At 72.9% G+C, this 13,095-nt stretch carries 15 protein-coding genes and 1 riboswitch; of the genes, 5 read left to right on the top strand and 10 right to left on the bottom strand.

Annotated elements, in window-relative coordinates; all coding sequences use genetic code 11:
• Positions 1–187: 187 nt before the first annotated feature.
• The 6 genes from BIU97_RS03570 to clpS all read right to left on the bottom strand — a co-directional run bounded on the left by BIU97_RS03570 (position 188) and on the right by clpS (position 4,288).
• Positions 188–400 (bottom strand): hypothetical protein, encoded by a 213-nt coding sequence (locus BIU97_RS03570; RefSeq protein ID WP_071254044.1) that lies wholly within the window; start codon positions 398–400, stop codon positions 188–190.
• A gap of 182 nt (positions 401–582) precedes the next feature.
• On the bottom strand, positions 583–1,947 hold the full coding sequence (locus BIU97_RS03565; RefSeq protein WP_083420813.1) for an MFS transporter: 1,365 nt from the start codon (positions 1,945–1,947) through the stop codon (positions 583–585).
• A 118-nt stretch (positions 1,948–2,065) separates the two neighbouring features.
• A complete protein-coding gene (locus tag BIU97_RS03560) occupies positions 2,066–2,515 on the bottom strand; it encodes a MarR family winged helix-turn-helix transcriptional regulator (RefSeq protein WP_071297097.1) in 450 nt (149 codons plus the stop codon).
• Positions 2,516–2,604: 89 nt separating this feature from the next.
• Positions 2,605–3,531, bottom strand: a complete 927-nt coding sequence (locus BIU97_RS03555; protein ID WP_071297095.1) for a GNAT family N-acetyltransferase — start codon at positions 3,529–3,531, stop codon at positions 2,605–2,607.
• A complete protein-coding gene (locus BIU97_RS03550) occupies positions 3,528–4,004 on the bottom strand; it encodes a DUF2017 family protein (protein ID WP_071254051.1) in 477 nt (158 codons plus the stop codon). Before BIU97_RS03550 ends, BIU97_RS03555 begins: the two co-directional genes overlap by 4 nt.
• A complete protein-coding gene (gene clpS / locus BIU97_RS03545) occupies positions 4,001–4,288 on the bottom strand; it encodes an ATP-dependent Clp protease adapter ClpS (RefSeq protein ID WP_071297094.1) in 288 nt (95 codons plus the stop codon). The genes BIU97_RS03550 and clpS overlap by 4 nt, the downstream gene beginning before the upstream one ends.
• 37 nt (positions 4,289–4,325) lie before the next feature.
• Positions 4,326–4,411, top strand: a riboswitch (ZMP/ZTP riboswitch).
• A 78-nt stretch (positions 4,412–4,489) separates the two neighbouring features.
• Between clpS and glyA the strand changes: the two genes are divergently transcribed.
• The 3 genes from glyA (at position 4,490) to BIU97_RS03530 (ending at position 7,399) form a co-directional block, all read left to right on the top strand.
• Positions 4,490–5,797, top strand: a complete 1,308-nt coding sequence (gene glyA, locus BIU97_RS03540; protein WP_071297093.1) for a serine hydroxymethyltransferase — start codon at positions 4,490–4,492, stop codon at positions 5,795–5,797.
• Between the two features lie 23 nt (positions 5,798–5,820).
• Positions 5,821–6,732 carry a tetrahydrofolate dehydrogenase/cyclohydrolase catalytic domain-containing protein gene (locus tag BIU97_RS03535; RefSeq protein ID WP_071297096.1) on the top strand — a complete coding sequence of 304 codons (912 nt, stop codon included), beginning with the start codon at positions 5,821–5,823 and terminating at the stop codon, positions 6,730–6,732.
• Positions 6,733–6,946: 214 nt separating this feature from the next.
• Positions 6,947–7,399 carry a hypothetical protein gene (locus BIU97_RS03530; RefSeq protein WP_071297092.1) on the top strand — a complete coding sequence of 151 codons (453 nt, stop codon included), beginning with the start codon at positions 6,947–6,949 and terminating at the stop codon, positions 7,397–7,399.
• A gap of 18 nt (positions 7,400–7,417) precedes the next feature.
• Here the strand turns inward: BIU97_RS03530 and galK are convergent, their stop codons facing one another.
• Positions 7,418–8,557, bottom strand: coding sequence for a galactokinase (gene galK / locus BIU97_RS03525; RefSeq protein WP_071297091.1), 1,140 nt, complete (start codon positions 8,555–8,557; stop codon positions 7,418–7,420).
• Complete coding sequence (gene galT, locus BIU97_RS03520; protein WP_071254061.1) at positions 8,554–9,651, bottom strand: galactose-1-phosphate uridylyltransferase; 1,098 nt, start codon at positions 9,649–9,651, stop codon at positions 8,554–8,556. Before galT ends, galK begins: the two co-directional genes overlap by 4 nt.
• Before the next feature lie 64 nt (positions 9,652–9,715).
• On the opposite strand from galT, the gene BIU97_RS03515 reads away from it, so the two are divergent.
• Together BIU97_RS03515 and BIU97_RS03510 are read left to right on the top strand one after the other, a co-directional pair.
• Positions 9,716–10,573, top strand: coding sequence for a DeoR/GlpR family DNA-binding transcription regulator (locus BIU97_RS03515; protein WP_071254063.1), 858 nt, complete (start codon positions 9,716–9,718; stop codon positions 10,571–10,573).
• A complete protein-coding gene (locus BIU97_RS03510; protein WP_071297090.1) occupies positions 10,570–11,502 on the top strand; it encodes an aldose 1-epimerase family protein in 933 nt (310 codons plus the stop codon). The genes BIU97_RS03515 and BIU97_RS03510 overlap by 4 nt, the downstream gene beginning before the upstream one ends.
• A 204-nt stretch (positions 11,503–11,706) precedes the next feature.
• Here the strand turns inward: BIU97_RS03510 and BIU97_RS03505 are convergent, their stop codons facing one another.
• The gene (locus BIU97_RS03505; RefSeq protein WP_071254067.1) at positions 11,707–12,027 is read right to left on the bottom strand and encodes a hypothetical protein; all 321 of its coding nucleotides are present in this window, start codon (positions 12,025–12,027) and stop codon (positions 11,707–11,709) included.
• Between the two features lie 173 nt (positions 12,028–12,200).
• Positions 12,201–13,010 carry an SGNH/GDSL hydrolase family protein gene (locus tag BIU97_RS03500; protein WP_175472400.1) on the bottom strand — a complete coding sequence of 270 codons (810 nt, stop codon included), beginning with the start codon at positions 13,008–13,010 and terminating at the stop codon, positions 12,201–12,203.
• Positions 13,011–13,095 lie beyond the last annotated feature (85 nt).

Here is a 13,095-nt window from a genome sequence, read left to right as displayed (position 1 = left end):
TCCGCCGGGCTCCGCGCGGCCCCGCGGGGCTCCGCGGGGCTCCGCGCGGCTCCGCGCGGCTCCGCCGGACCGGATGGTGAGCAGGAACGGTCGGGTGCGGGGTCGCGACCCGACACGTTCTGCTCACGAAGTCGGCGGGCCGGGGCAGGCCGGGGCAGGGCGAGGCAGCGCGGGCGGGCGCCGGTCGTCAGCGTCGGTGCGCGAGCAGGCGGCGGACGAAGTAGACCTCCATGCAGAGGGCCAGGACCGTCGCCGCGATGCCGATGCCGACGTACGCGGAACCCCGGTCGGCGTTGACGATCGCTGCGATCGGGATACCGACGCACATGATGCCGCAGATCACCACGTTCCAGATCGCGCCCGCCCTGGTGTCGCTGCTGAACCCGCCGCCGTTCGCCATGCCGGCGACGCTACCGGTGAACAGCGGCGTCCGACCAGATCGTGAGCAGGAACGGTCGGGTGCGGGGCCACGACCCGACACTTCCTGCTCACGAAACCGCGGTCTCCGCGGGGGCAAGGGACTCCGGGTGGTCGAGTGAGCAGAAGACGTCGGGTGCGTGGGTGCGACCCGTCGTCTTCTGCTCACTCGGCGTCAGACGCGGGAGCAGCGGCGGTGGGGCGCCCGGCGTCCGCGGCACGCAGGCGACGGTCGGCCAGGGTCAGGACGGCCAGGAGCACCGCGACGCCGAGGATCACCCACGCCAGCACGTGCAGGTCCGGCGTGGTCGGGGCCTGGCCGAACACGCCGCCGATGAGCGAGGACGCCGCGATCGCGCCGATGTACACCGCGGTGCGTGACAGCCCGGCGGCGGTGCCGATGTACGCCGTGGGGACGAGCCGGTACAGCGCCGCCTGGTTCGAGACCGACGCCAGGGCCTGCGGCACCCCGAACAGCGCCGGGGTCAGGGCGAGCAGGACGACGGGCGACCCGGTGTGCAGGAAGAGCAGGAGCACGCCGCCGACGATCGGCACGAGCGCGGCGACGACGAGCGGCCCGCGGATCGCGGTCCTGCGTGCGACGACGAACGAGGCCACCCCGGCGACGATCGCGGCCGGCAGCTGGATGTACCCGGCGACGTCGCTCGGGTAGCCCGCGACGTCCTGCACCCACTGCGAGAACCCGTAGGTCATCGTGTAGGCGAGCAGGTACGTCAGGAACAGCCGGCCGTACGTGCGGGACAACGCGCCGTTCCGGGCGAGCAGCCGCACGTCGACGAACGGTCGCACGGCGCGGAGCTCCCAGAGCACGAGCGCGACGAGCAGCACCACGGCGACGGCGAGCAGCCACCAGAGCCCGGCGGACAGGTCGAGCAGGAAGACGAGCAGTGCCGAGACGGTGCCGGTCATGAGCACCATGCCGAGCGGGTCGAGCGCCTGCAGGACCGGCAGTTCGTCGACCTCGCGGGGGCGCAGCCGGTCGGACGGCAGCCACAGGGCCGCCACGACGATGCCGAAGACCGCGAGCGGCACGTTCACCAGGAAGATCGCGTGCCAGCCGAAGGCCGCGATGAGCGCCCCGCCGAGCGGCGGCCCGGCCGCTGCGGACACGAGCGACGTGATGGACAGCGCCCCGAGGACGAGCGGTGGCGTCGGCTTCCCGACCCGGGCGGAGTGCTGGCGGAGCGTGGTGAGCGCCGCCGGGTACGCCGACGACGTCCCGATGCCGATGAGCACCCGGGCGGTCACGGCGCCGCCGAACCCGGTCAGGACCTCGGGCACCACCCCGGCGATCCCGACGATGACGAGCCCGGTCAGGAACACCTTCTTCGGGCCGAACCGGTCGGCGAGCTTGCCCATCGTCGGCTGCGCGATCGCACTCGCCAGGTACAGGGCGGCGACGAGCCAGATCGCCTGCGCCGCACCGATCCCGAGGTCGCGGGAGATCGGGGTGAGGGCGACCGACACCATCGTGGTGTTGATCGGGTTGAGCAGGGGCCCGACGAGCACCGGGACGAGGAGCTTCGGGCCGAAGCCGCTGCCCGTGGTCGTGCCGGGGGTCGTGGTCGTGGTGGTGGACGTGAGGACACTTCTTCCGGGTTGCAGGACGGGACGAGGGGTGCGCGGGTCAGGGATCGACGACGGGTCCGAGCACGTCCATCGCCCGCGCGACGACGCGCCGGTCCGCCTCGGGCAGGGCCGCGAGCCGCTCGGCGAGTTCGCGGTTCCGCGCGGCCCAGGCGGCCTGGCGGGCGTCCCGACCGGCCGCCGTCGCGCTGACGATCGACCGCCGGCCGTCCGTCGGGTCGGGCTGCCGCTCGGCCAGACCGAGGTCGACGAGGGCCTGGACGGTCGCCCCCATCGACTGCGGCCGGACGCCCTCGGCGCGTGCCAGGTCGGCGACGGTGGCCGGCCCGTGCCGCAGCAGGCGGCCGAGGGCGGCGGTCTGCGACGCGGTGACCTCGTCGGCCTTCGAGGCGAGCAGCGACCGTCGGAGCCGGCCGTGCATCGTGAGGACGGCGTCGGCCAGTTCGGTCGCGTCGAGCACGGTCGCATCGGACACGGGGAGATCGGACACGCTCGGACGCTACCCCTGAGCAGGACGACTTGCAAGTCCACCTTCTGTTATCCGGATGCCTCGTGCTCGCCCGTTCGGGGCGGCCCGGGTCAGCGTTCGAACACGATCCGGCGCTTCGTCACCACGAAGCCGGCACGCTCGAACGCCCGGCGCATCGGGGTGTTCGCCGCGTCCGTCGTGCCGACCACCCGCGGCTCCGCCGCCTCGGCGTGCACCCGCAGCCCCTCGGCGAGCAGGCCGTCGACGACCCCGCGGCCCCGGTGCTGGGGCAGCACGCCGATGAAGCTGATCGCCGCGTCGTACGCGGTGCGCGTCGCCAGCACGAACCCGACCACGACCCCCTCGGCGTCGAGTGCGACCCGCCAGTCGTCCCGCGACCCGGGCAGGGAACGGTAGAAGGCGAGGTCGTCGGCAGCGGCGCCCCTCGCACCGAGCTCCTCGACGGACGCCCGGGTGTGGGCGTCGAGGCTCCCGACGGCGACGCGGGCGAACAGGTCGACGAACTCGTCGTCCCCGCCGGCCCGGAAGCGCAGCGAGGACGACGTCGGGACGCCGCGGTCCGGTGTCCACGCGACGCTCACCCGTTCCGTCGACCGGCCGAGTCCCGCCGACCGAGCGGCCGCCGCCCGCCACGACAGCGCAGCGACGGCCTCGGGGTCGTCGTGCCAGTCCACCGCGACGTCGACGATCCACTCCGGCAGCACCCCGAACGCGGACCCGCCGGCCGCGATCAACCCGGCGGCGATCGCCACGCGCTCGTCGTCCGCGACGTCGGGCGAGACCAGCAGGTCGTCGAGCGTCGACGGTGCCGCCGCGTCCGCGCCGCCCCACCAGAGGGCCCGTGCCACCGGGCGCCCGTCGCGGACCGCCACCCACGACCACTCCGGGCGGTGGTTGCGCGTGGCGGCCTCCGCGCGGTACCGGCCCGCACCGGTCCACGCGACCGGTTCCCGCGTCGAGAAGGCGAGCAGGGCCTCCCGGTCGTCCTCGGTGGTCGCGCGGAAGGCGACCGTCACAGCTGGGCGGTCATCGTCGTGACCAGGTGCTCCTGCACGTACCCGAGCCAGTCGTAGACGTCGCGGAGGCCGACGCCCGCGTCGGCCTCGATCGAGCGTTCCTCGTCGTCGGCGTCCTCGATGCCGAGCCGGTCGGCGATCGTCAGCCGCAGGTCCGTCAGGGTGCGGAGCCACGCCTGCTCGTCCTCGCCGGCGAGGGCGCCGTCGCGGGTGCCCGTCAGCCAGTCGTGCACGATCGCGGCGTTCGTCGTCTTCAGGGTCAACAGGTCCGAGCGGGTGTACTGCCGGAACTCCGCGCTCGCCGCGTCGTCGTCCGGGTAGGCGTCCGGGAACATCCGCTCGGCGACCGGGTCCGCCGACAGGTCGCCGTCGAGCACCTGCCGGAGCTGCTCGGTCAGGGACGCGAGCAGGTCCCGCTCGCCGGAGGACAGGCCGAGGTGCAGGCCGTCGGCTCGGCGGACGAACGGGATCACGGTGCCGGGGCCTTGTCGACCGTCGCCTGCAGGCCGTAGCCGTGCATGGACTGCACGTGGGCCTCCATCGACTCGCGCGGGCCGGACGCCACGATCGCCCGACCGTCGTCGTTCACCTGGTGCATGAGCCGCTCGGCCTGCTCGCGGGAGAACCCGAAGTGCTGCTGGAAGACGTACGTCACGTAGGACATGAGGTTCACCGGGTCGTCCCAGACCACGGTGACCCACGGGGTGTCGGCACGGACGCTCGTCCGTTCGTCCACGTCCGGCGAGAGCAGCGTCATGCCACCAGGGTGACACAGCGCGAGCCGCTCGGTACGATCGTCACGTCGCGACTGGCGTTGGATGGGTCACCATCGGGGAGCGACAACCGACACGGTGCGCGGCCGTACGCCTGGGCTGCACCGACCGACCGTCCGAGTGCGACCAGCTGGTCGTCCGCACACCGTAGGAGTCCCGTGTCCATCACCGATTTGCCCCCGTTCGTGTCCGAGTCGACGGGCGCTCCCGCCGGTGCCGTCGACCAGGCCGCCGCCCGCGCCGCGTTCAACGCCCCGCTCAGCGAGGTCGACCCCGAGATCGCCGCCGTCCTGCAGCAGGAGCTTGGCCGCCAGCGCGACACCCTCGAGATGATCGCGTCCGAGAACTTCGTGCCCCGCGCCGTCCTCGAGTCGCAGGGCTCCGTGCTCACCAACAAGTACGCCGAGGGCTACCCGGGCAAGCGCTACTACGGCGGCTGCGAGTTCGTCGACGTCGCCGAGCAGCTCGCCATCGACCGGGCGAAGGCGCTGTTCGGTGCCGCGTACGCGAACGTCCAGCCGCACTCCGGCGCCAGCGCGAACGCCGCGGTCCTGCACGCCATCGCCTCGGCCGGCGACACCATCCTCGGCCTCGAGCTCGCGCACGGCGGGCACCTGACCCACGGCATGAAGCTCAACTTCTCCGGCCGGATCTACAACGCCGTGGCGTACGGCGTCGACCCGGAGACCTTCGAGGTCGACTACGACGACATCCGCGCGAAGGCGATCGAGCACCAGCCGAAGGTCCTCATCGCCGGCTGGTCGGCGTACCCCCGCCAGCTCGACTTCGCGAAGTTCCGCGAGATCGCGGACGAGGTCGGCGCGACGCTCTGGGTGGACATGGCGCACTTCGCCGGGCTCGTCGCTGCGGGCCTGCACCCGTCGCCCCTCCCGCACGCCCACGTCGTGTCGTCGACGGTGCACAAGACCCTCGCCGGTCCGCGCTCGGGCATCATCCTGTCCAACGAGGAGTCGCTCTTCAAGAAGCTGAACTCCGCCGTGTTCCCCGGCCAGCAGGGTGGCCCGCTCATGCACGTGATCGCCGCGAAGGCCACCGCGTTCCTGCTCGCCGGCCAGCCGGAGTTCAAGGACCGCCAGGAGCGCACGCTCCGTGGTGCGAAGGCGCTGGCCGACCGGCTCACGCAGGACGACGCGAAGGCCGCCGGCATCGACGTGCTCACCGGTGGCACCGACGTGCACCTGGTGCTCGTCGACCTGCGCGAGTCCGAGGTCGACGGCAAGCAGGCCGAGGACCTGCTGCACGAGGTCGGCATCACCGTGAACCGCAACTCCGTGCCGTTCGACCCGCGCCCGCCGATGGTCACCTCGGGTGTCCGCATCGGTACCTCGGCGCTGGCGACCCGCGGCTTCGGCGACGCCGAGTTCGCCGAGGTGGCGGACATCATCGCGCTGACGCTCATGCCGGACCCCGACATCGACGCGCTCTCGGCCCGGGTCACGGCCCTGACCGACGCCTTCCCGCTGTACGCGTGAGCGCCGCGTCCTCGCTCGCGCCGATGCCGCGTGAGCGCTGGGCGGGGGAGGGCAGCGCCGTCCGCATCGACGGCACCGCCCTCGCCGCCCGGACCCTCGACGAGCTCCGTGTCCGCATCGACCGGCTGCACGAGCACGGCGTCCGTCCCGGCCTCGGCACGATCATGGTCGGCTCGAACCCCGGTTCGATGTCGTACGTCGCCGGCAAGCACAAGGACTCGGCGCAGATCGGGCTCGACTCGGTTCGCATCGACCTGCCCGAGACCGCGAGTGCCGCCGACATCCGGGCGGCGATCCTGCAGATGAACGACGACCCGCGGGTCACCGCGTTCATCGTGCAGCTCCCGCTGCCGCAGGGCATCGACCCGATCCCGATGCTCGAGCTGATGGACCCGGCGAAGGACGCCGACGGCCTGCACCCGACCAACCTCGGTGAGCTCGTGCTCGCCGTGCCCGGTGGTGCCGGCACGATCGACGCACCCCTGCCCTGCACGCCGCGGGGCATCGTCGCGATGCTCGAGGCGTACGACATCCCGATCCGGGGTGCCCACGTCACGATCATCGGCCAGGGGCTGACGGTCGGCCGTCCGCTCGGGCTGCTGCTCACCCGCCTCGAGGCGACCGCGACCCTGACGCACTCGCTGACGGCCGACGTCGCCGCGGAGTGCCGTCGGGCCGACATCATCGTCGCCGCCGCCGGGGTCGCCGGGCTCGTCGAGCCGGACTGGGTGCAGCCCGGAGCGGCCGTGATCGACGTGGGCATCACCCGCGTGGTGAACGAGGAGACCGGCAAGGCGAAGCTGCACGGCGACGTCGACCCCGCGGTCGCGTCGGTGGCGGGCTTCCTGTCGCCGACCCCCGGCGGCGTCGGGCCGATGACCCGCGCGATGCTCATGAAGAACGTGGTCGAGGCCGCGGAGCGCCGCCTGCAGTAGGCACCGAGCGGGTGCGGGCGCGGGCGCTCGCCCCGCTTCGTGAGCAGGAATGGTCGGGTTGCCGCGCGTGACTCGACCGTTCCTGCGCACGAAGGGCGGCCGGGAGGCCCGACCCGCCCCCGTCGCGCCGGTCCGGTCGCGGGGGCGGCCGGGTCCGCGACCGCCCCTCGGACGGGCGGTTCTGCTGCGGGCCGCGCCGCGCTACGGTTCGAGCATGACGATCACCGCCGCGGCGCCACAGGGCCGCGAGACGCTGTTCACGAAGGACGCCCGGAAGCTCGTCTGGATCACCCTGCTCTGCCTCTTCCTGCAGGTGCTCGGGCAGAACTGGTCGGCCGGCCCGCTGCTGCCCGGGAGCACCGCGGACGTCTCCCTCGGGTCCGTCGAGTTCCAGGCCCGGCCCTGGATCGGCTGGGTCGTGCTCACGATCGGCTTCGCCGTCGCCGGCTTCGTCGTCGGGGTCGCCCGCCGCGGTGCTGCGCGCTGGGACCAGGACCGCGTGCTCGCCCTCGGTCTGGCAGGGGTCGTCGGCGTCACCGTGCTGGTGTGGGTGCTGTTCATCGTGCAGTACAAGTGGGCGTTCTGGGCGGTGGGGCACGGTGTGCTCCACCCGTTCATGCTCGGCGACGTGTCGATCGCCGTCGAGTACCCGTCGCACGACGGCTGACGGGCCACGGCGAGCAGGTCAGTCGCGGCGGGCGCCCTGTGCGGCGTGCACCGTGAAGACGTTCGGCTCGCGGTACCCGGCGTCGGCGAAGGCGGCGGTGACGGCCGCGGTGATCGCACCACGGGCCTCCCGGTCGACCAACGCGATCGCCGCTCCGCCGAAGCCGCCACCTGTCATGCGGGCGCCGACGGCGCCGTGCTCGACCGCGGTCGCGACCGCCAGGTCGAGCTCCGGCACGGAGATCTCGAAGTCGTCGCGCATCGACTCGTGCGAGGCGACGAGCAGCGGACCGATCGCCCGCGGACCCTGCTCGCGGAGCGTCCGGACGGTGTCGAGGACGCGCTGGTCCTCGGTGACGATGTGGCGCACACGGCGGAAGGTCTCGTCGTCCAGGAGCTCCTGCGCACGCGGCAGGTCGTCGACGCCCACGTCGCGCAGCGCCTCGACGCCGAGGACCTGCGCGCCGCGCTCGCACGAGTCGCGGCGGGCCTTGTAGCCGCCGGTTGCGTGGGCGTGCTCGACGCGGGTGTCGATGACCAGGACCTCGAGGCCGTTCGACTCGAGCGCCAGGTCGACGACGGCGGTGTCGAGCGTGCGGCAGTCGAGGAACACGACGGCGTCCTGCTCGCCGAGCAGCGACGCGGACTGGTCCATGATGCCGGTCGGTGCGCCGACGGCGTGGTTCTCGGAGTACTGGCCGACGCGGGCCAGGGTCTTCCGGTCGAGGCCGAGCTCCCACAGGTCGTTGAAGGCCAGGGCGACGCCGCACTCGATCGCGGCGCTCGACGACAGGCCCGCGCCGACCGGGACGTCCGAGTCGATGAAGACGTCGAAGCCGGTCCGGTCGGCGAGGTCGACACCGGCGTGTTCGCGCAGCGCCCAGGCGATGCCGAACACGTACGCCGACCACCCGTCCATGGCGTCCGGCGACAGGTCGTCGAGTCCGAGCGACACCGCGCCGCCCGCCGTGTCGAAGGCAGACGCGACCCGGATGACCCGGTCGTCGCGGCGGGCGATCGACGCGGTGGTGCGGCGGTCGATCGCGAACGGCAGGACGTACCCGTCGTTGTAGTCGGTGTGCTCGCCGATCAGGTTGACCCGACCCGGAGCGGAGTACCGCACGGTCGGCTCGTACCCGTAGACCTGCTGGAACGTCATGCGCGCTCGATCCCTCCTCGGATGAACTCGGCGGCCTGCTCGGGCACGAGGTCCCCGATCCAGGCGCCCATGGCGGCCTCGCTGCCGGCCAGGTACTTGAGCTTGGTCGCCGCCCGACGCGGCGAGGTGATCTGCAGCATGAGCCGCACGGTGTCCCGGCCGACGTGCACGGGGGCCTGGTGCCACGCGGCGATGTACGGCGTCGGGTCCTCGTAGAGCTCGTCCATGCCGCGGGTCAGGCGCAGGTGCATGTGCGCGAGCTCGTCCTTCTCGGCGTCGGTCAGGCCGGCGAAGTCGGGCACGTGGCGGTGCGGCAGCATGTGGACCTCGATCGGCCAGCGCGCGGCGAACGGCACGAACGCCGTGAAGTGCTCGCCCCGGAGCACGACCCGCTCGGAGGCCTGCTCGTTCGCCAGGTGCTGCGCGAACAGGTCCGGACCGAAGCGGTCGATGGAGTCGAGGAGTCGCTGCGTGCGGGGCGTGACGTACGGGTACGAGTAGATCTGCCCGTGCGGGTGGTGCAGCGTGACGCCGATCGCCTCGCCCCGGTTCTCGAACGGGAAGACCTGCTCGATGCCGGGCATCGCGGAGAGCGCGGCGGTGCGGTCCGCCCAGGCCTCGACCACGGTGCGGGCGCGCGACTCGGTGATCGACGCGAACGAGCCCTCGGTCGCGGGGGAGAAGCACACCACCTCGCACCGCCCGACGCTGCGGAGCTGCCGGTTCAGACCGACCTCGGACAGGGACGCCAGCGACTCCGGGGCGTCGTCCGCCTCGAGCAGGGGGCCGAAGGACGGTGACCGGTTCTCGAAGACCGCGACGTCGTAGGTGCTCGGGATCTCGGAGGGGTTCGCCGGCGTCTGCGGCGCGAGCGGGTCCTGGTCGGCGGGGGGCAGGAACGCGCGGTTCTGCCGGCTCGCCGCGATGGAGACCCACTCGCCCGTCAGGACGTCCTGCCGCATCCGGGCGGTCTCCGGTCGGGGGTCGAGGGCGCGGCCGTCGATCGCTCGCTCGGCGGGCAGCGTGGAGTCCGCGTCGTCGAAGTAGAAGAGGTCGCGGCCGTCCGCGAGCTTCGTCGCGCGCTTGGTGATCACCCGACCACCCTAGTACGCATCCGAAGCATTGCGAAAGGCAACGCAAGCAAGTGAAACTTGGGACATGACGGACGACGACCTCGCCTTCCTCGCCGGCGCGCTGCCCGCGCCGCTGCGGCAGGACCGCATCGTCGCCATCGTCGACGGTGCACCCGGCCTGGTGCGGACCGCCGCCCTGGCCGCGGCGCTCGGCACGAGCGAGGTGACGGTCCGGCAGGACCTCGCGGTCCTCGACCAGGAGGCCCGGCTCCGGCGGGTGCACGGCGGTGCCGTCCGTCTCGGGGCCGGTCCCGGCGAACGACCCTTCGAGGAGACCGCCGTCGAGCACCAGGCGGCCAAGGCCGCGATCGGTCGGGCGGCGGCGTCCCTCGTGCGGTCCGGCGAGTGCGTCGTCCTCGACGTCGGCACCACCCCGGCCGCGGTCGCGACGGCGCTCGTCGCCCGCACGGACCTCGTCGACGTCACCGTCGTGACGAACTCGCTCACCACCGCGCTCGCCCTCGAGCCGGCCGTGCCCCGGTTCACCGTCGTCGTCACCGGCGGCACGCTGCGCCCCCTGCAGCACTCCCTCGTGGCGCCCTTCAACGGCACCGTGCTGCCGATGATCGCGGCCGACGTCGTGTTCATCGGCGGCACCGGCGTCGACGTCGAGCACGGGCTGACGAACGTGAACCTGCCCGAGACCGAGGCGAAGCGGATGCTCGCGGCCTCGGCTCGGCGTACGGTCGTGGTCGCGGACGGGTCGAAGTTCGGCCGGGCCCACATCGGGGTCGTCCGCGCGCTCGAGGACATCGACGTCGTCGTCACCGCCGGAGCGTCGGCGGACGCGGTCGCCACGATCCGGTCGGCCGGGGTCCAGGTCCTCGTGGCCGACGGAGGCGACGACCGCACCGCACCCTCCGGAAGGAACCACACGCCATGACCGCAGCACCCACCGGTGGCCAGTACCACCTGCACCGCGCCGGACCCGACGGCGTCGTCGAGGCCGTCGTCACCGAGGTCGCGGCCGGCATCCGCGAACTCCGGGTCGCGGGCTTCGACCTCACCGAGCCGTTCGCGGTCACCGAGCAGCCGCCGGGCGCGAACGGCATCGTCCTCGCGCCCTGGCCGAACCGGGTCGCGGGCGGCGTCTGGCAGCTCGACGGCAGGGCGCAGCAGCTCGACGTCTCCGAACCGAAGTACGGCAACGCCTCGCACGGACTCCTGCGCTTCGCGCCGTACCGCGTCGTGACCCAGACCGAGACCGGCATCGTGCAGCAGGCGACGATCCACCCGCAGCACGGCTGGCCGTTCACCCTCGAGACCCGGGTGCACCACGAACTCGTCGACGACGGCATCCGCGTGACCCACGAGGTCACGAACCGCTCCGGGGTGCGCGCGCCCTTCGCCGTCGGGGCCCACCCGTACCTGCGCGCCGGCGACACCCCCGCCGACGACCTCGTCGTCACGCTCGACGCGGCGACCGCGTTCACGGTCGACGACCAGAAGGTGCCGAACGGCACGGTGTCCGTCGACGGCACCGGGTTCGACCTGCGGCAGGGGCGTCGTGCCGGCGACTCGGACCTCGACACCGCCTACACCGACATCACGCCGGACGCCGACGGGGTGCGGCACACGACCCTGCACGGCCCGGAAGGCGACGGGGTCCAGCTCTGGCAGGACGCGTCGTTCCCCTACGTGCAGGTCTTCACGTCGCGCGAGTTCCCACGGGGCGACGGCACGGGCCTGGCGGTGGCGGTCGAACCGATGACCGCACCGGCCAACGCGCTCAACTCGGGCGAGGGACTGCGCTGGCTCGAACCCGACGAGACCTGGACGGGCAGCTGGGGCATCCGCCGCGTCTGGTCCTGAGCCGGGCCGCCCGGCCCGCTCACCGCGATCCGCCTCGCGAAAGCGACTCCGTCCCGCCGAAGGATCGCGGGAACGTGTCGCTCTGGCGGAGTCGTCGCGGGTGGAGGACGGCGATCTGTCGCTTCAGCGGGGGATCCAACGCTCCGCTGCACGCACGAACGCCGCCCCGGTGTGGGGCGGCGTTCGTCGTCTCGGAGCTGCGGGTCAGCCGCGGCGCATCCGCAGGGCCTCGACCGCGAGGGACTCGCTCGGGTAGCGGCCCACCTCGTGCGCCCAGGCGGGGTCGTCGCCGCGCAGGGCGACGAACTCCTTGCGCTGCTTGCAGACGTACCCGAGGACCGCGGTGGCCGAGGCGACCTCGACGAAGTCCGCACGGATGTGGCGGGTGGTGACCTGGGCGTTCCGACGGAGCGTGTCGAGCAGGAGCTCGTTGCTCATCGTCGTGTTCGTCGCTGCTGCGAGCTCGACGAGGCGGCGCGCGTCACCGGTGGTGCTGGTCTGCGTGGCGTCGATGGGCTCGGACACGATGTGTACCCCGTTCGTTCGTGGTGGTGCGGTGCTGCAGGACCCGGTGATCGGATCCGGGAACGAGACTATCGGCGTCAGGCCAGCAGATCGCTGGACGTCGACTGGGTTGTGCAGAGGAACCACCATGAGGCCCCTGTGCGCGCCTTGTACCCCGAGGCGTGGTCAGTGCGTCAGGCGCACTGTTCGTCGCCGTCGGCGGGCCCTGCGAGCTCGTCGAGGGACTGTGCGACGCGGTCGGCGAGGTACTGGTACCCGGCGTCGTTGAGGTGCGCGCCGTCGGAGGCCTGGTAGCGCGGGCTGTTCGCCGCGGTGAACCACCCGCCGCCGAGCGCGTCGATGTACGGCACACCCGCTGCCGCCGCCCCCGCGGAGACCGACGCGGCGACCCCCGTGGTGGACTGCGCCCACGGCTGCGGTGCCGACGGGCCGACGGCCACGACGACCGCGTCCGGCCAGGTCTGCTCGGCCGTCCGGAGCGTGCGCTCGACCCGCGCCTGCAGCATCTCGGCGTCGACGAGCCAGTCGTTCTGGCTGCCCTGCACGAGCACGAGCTGCGGGTCGAACGCCGCGTGCCGCTCGATGCGCGGGCCGTACGTGTAGTGCGACGACCCGGTCCGGCCGGTGTCGACGTAGCCGGTGCCCGGGTAGCCGTCGATCTTCGCGTCCCAGCGCCGGTCGGCGACGATGTCCTGCGCCCACCCGTGCAGGCCGGTCGTCGACCCGCGCCCCGAGGTGTACGAGTCACCGACGATGAGCACGCGCGAACCGGGGGCGATCGCCGCTGCGACCTTCGACGCCGAGGCGCCCGACGACGTCGTGACCGGCTGGCAGGCACTCGACACGCTCGGCAGGATCACGAGCAGGCCGATGACCCCGAGGGCCATGGTGCCGAGGGCGATGCCCGGGAACACGCGGCGGCGTCGCCGGATCGCGGCAGGGCTGTCGGCGCCCGGCCGTCCGCGGTCAGATCGTCGTGCCATCTGCTCCATCGTAGACAACGGTGGCGGCGCACCAGCCGAACGACAGGCAGCTCGACGCCGGATGGAGAGCCGGCGTTCAGGAGGC

This window comes from Curtobacterium sp. MCBA15_009 (assembly GCF_001864895.1).
Classification (GTDB): Bacteria; Actinomycetota; Actinomycetes; order Actinomycetales; family Microbacteriaceae; genus Curtobacterium.
This window is presented reverse-complemented; position numbering and strand designations above follow the sequence as displayed.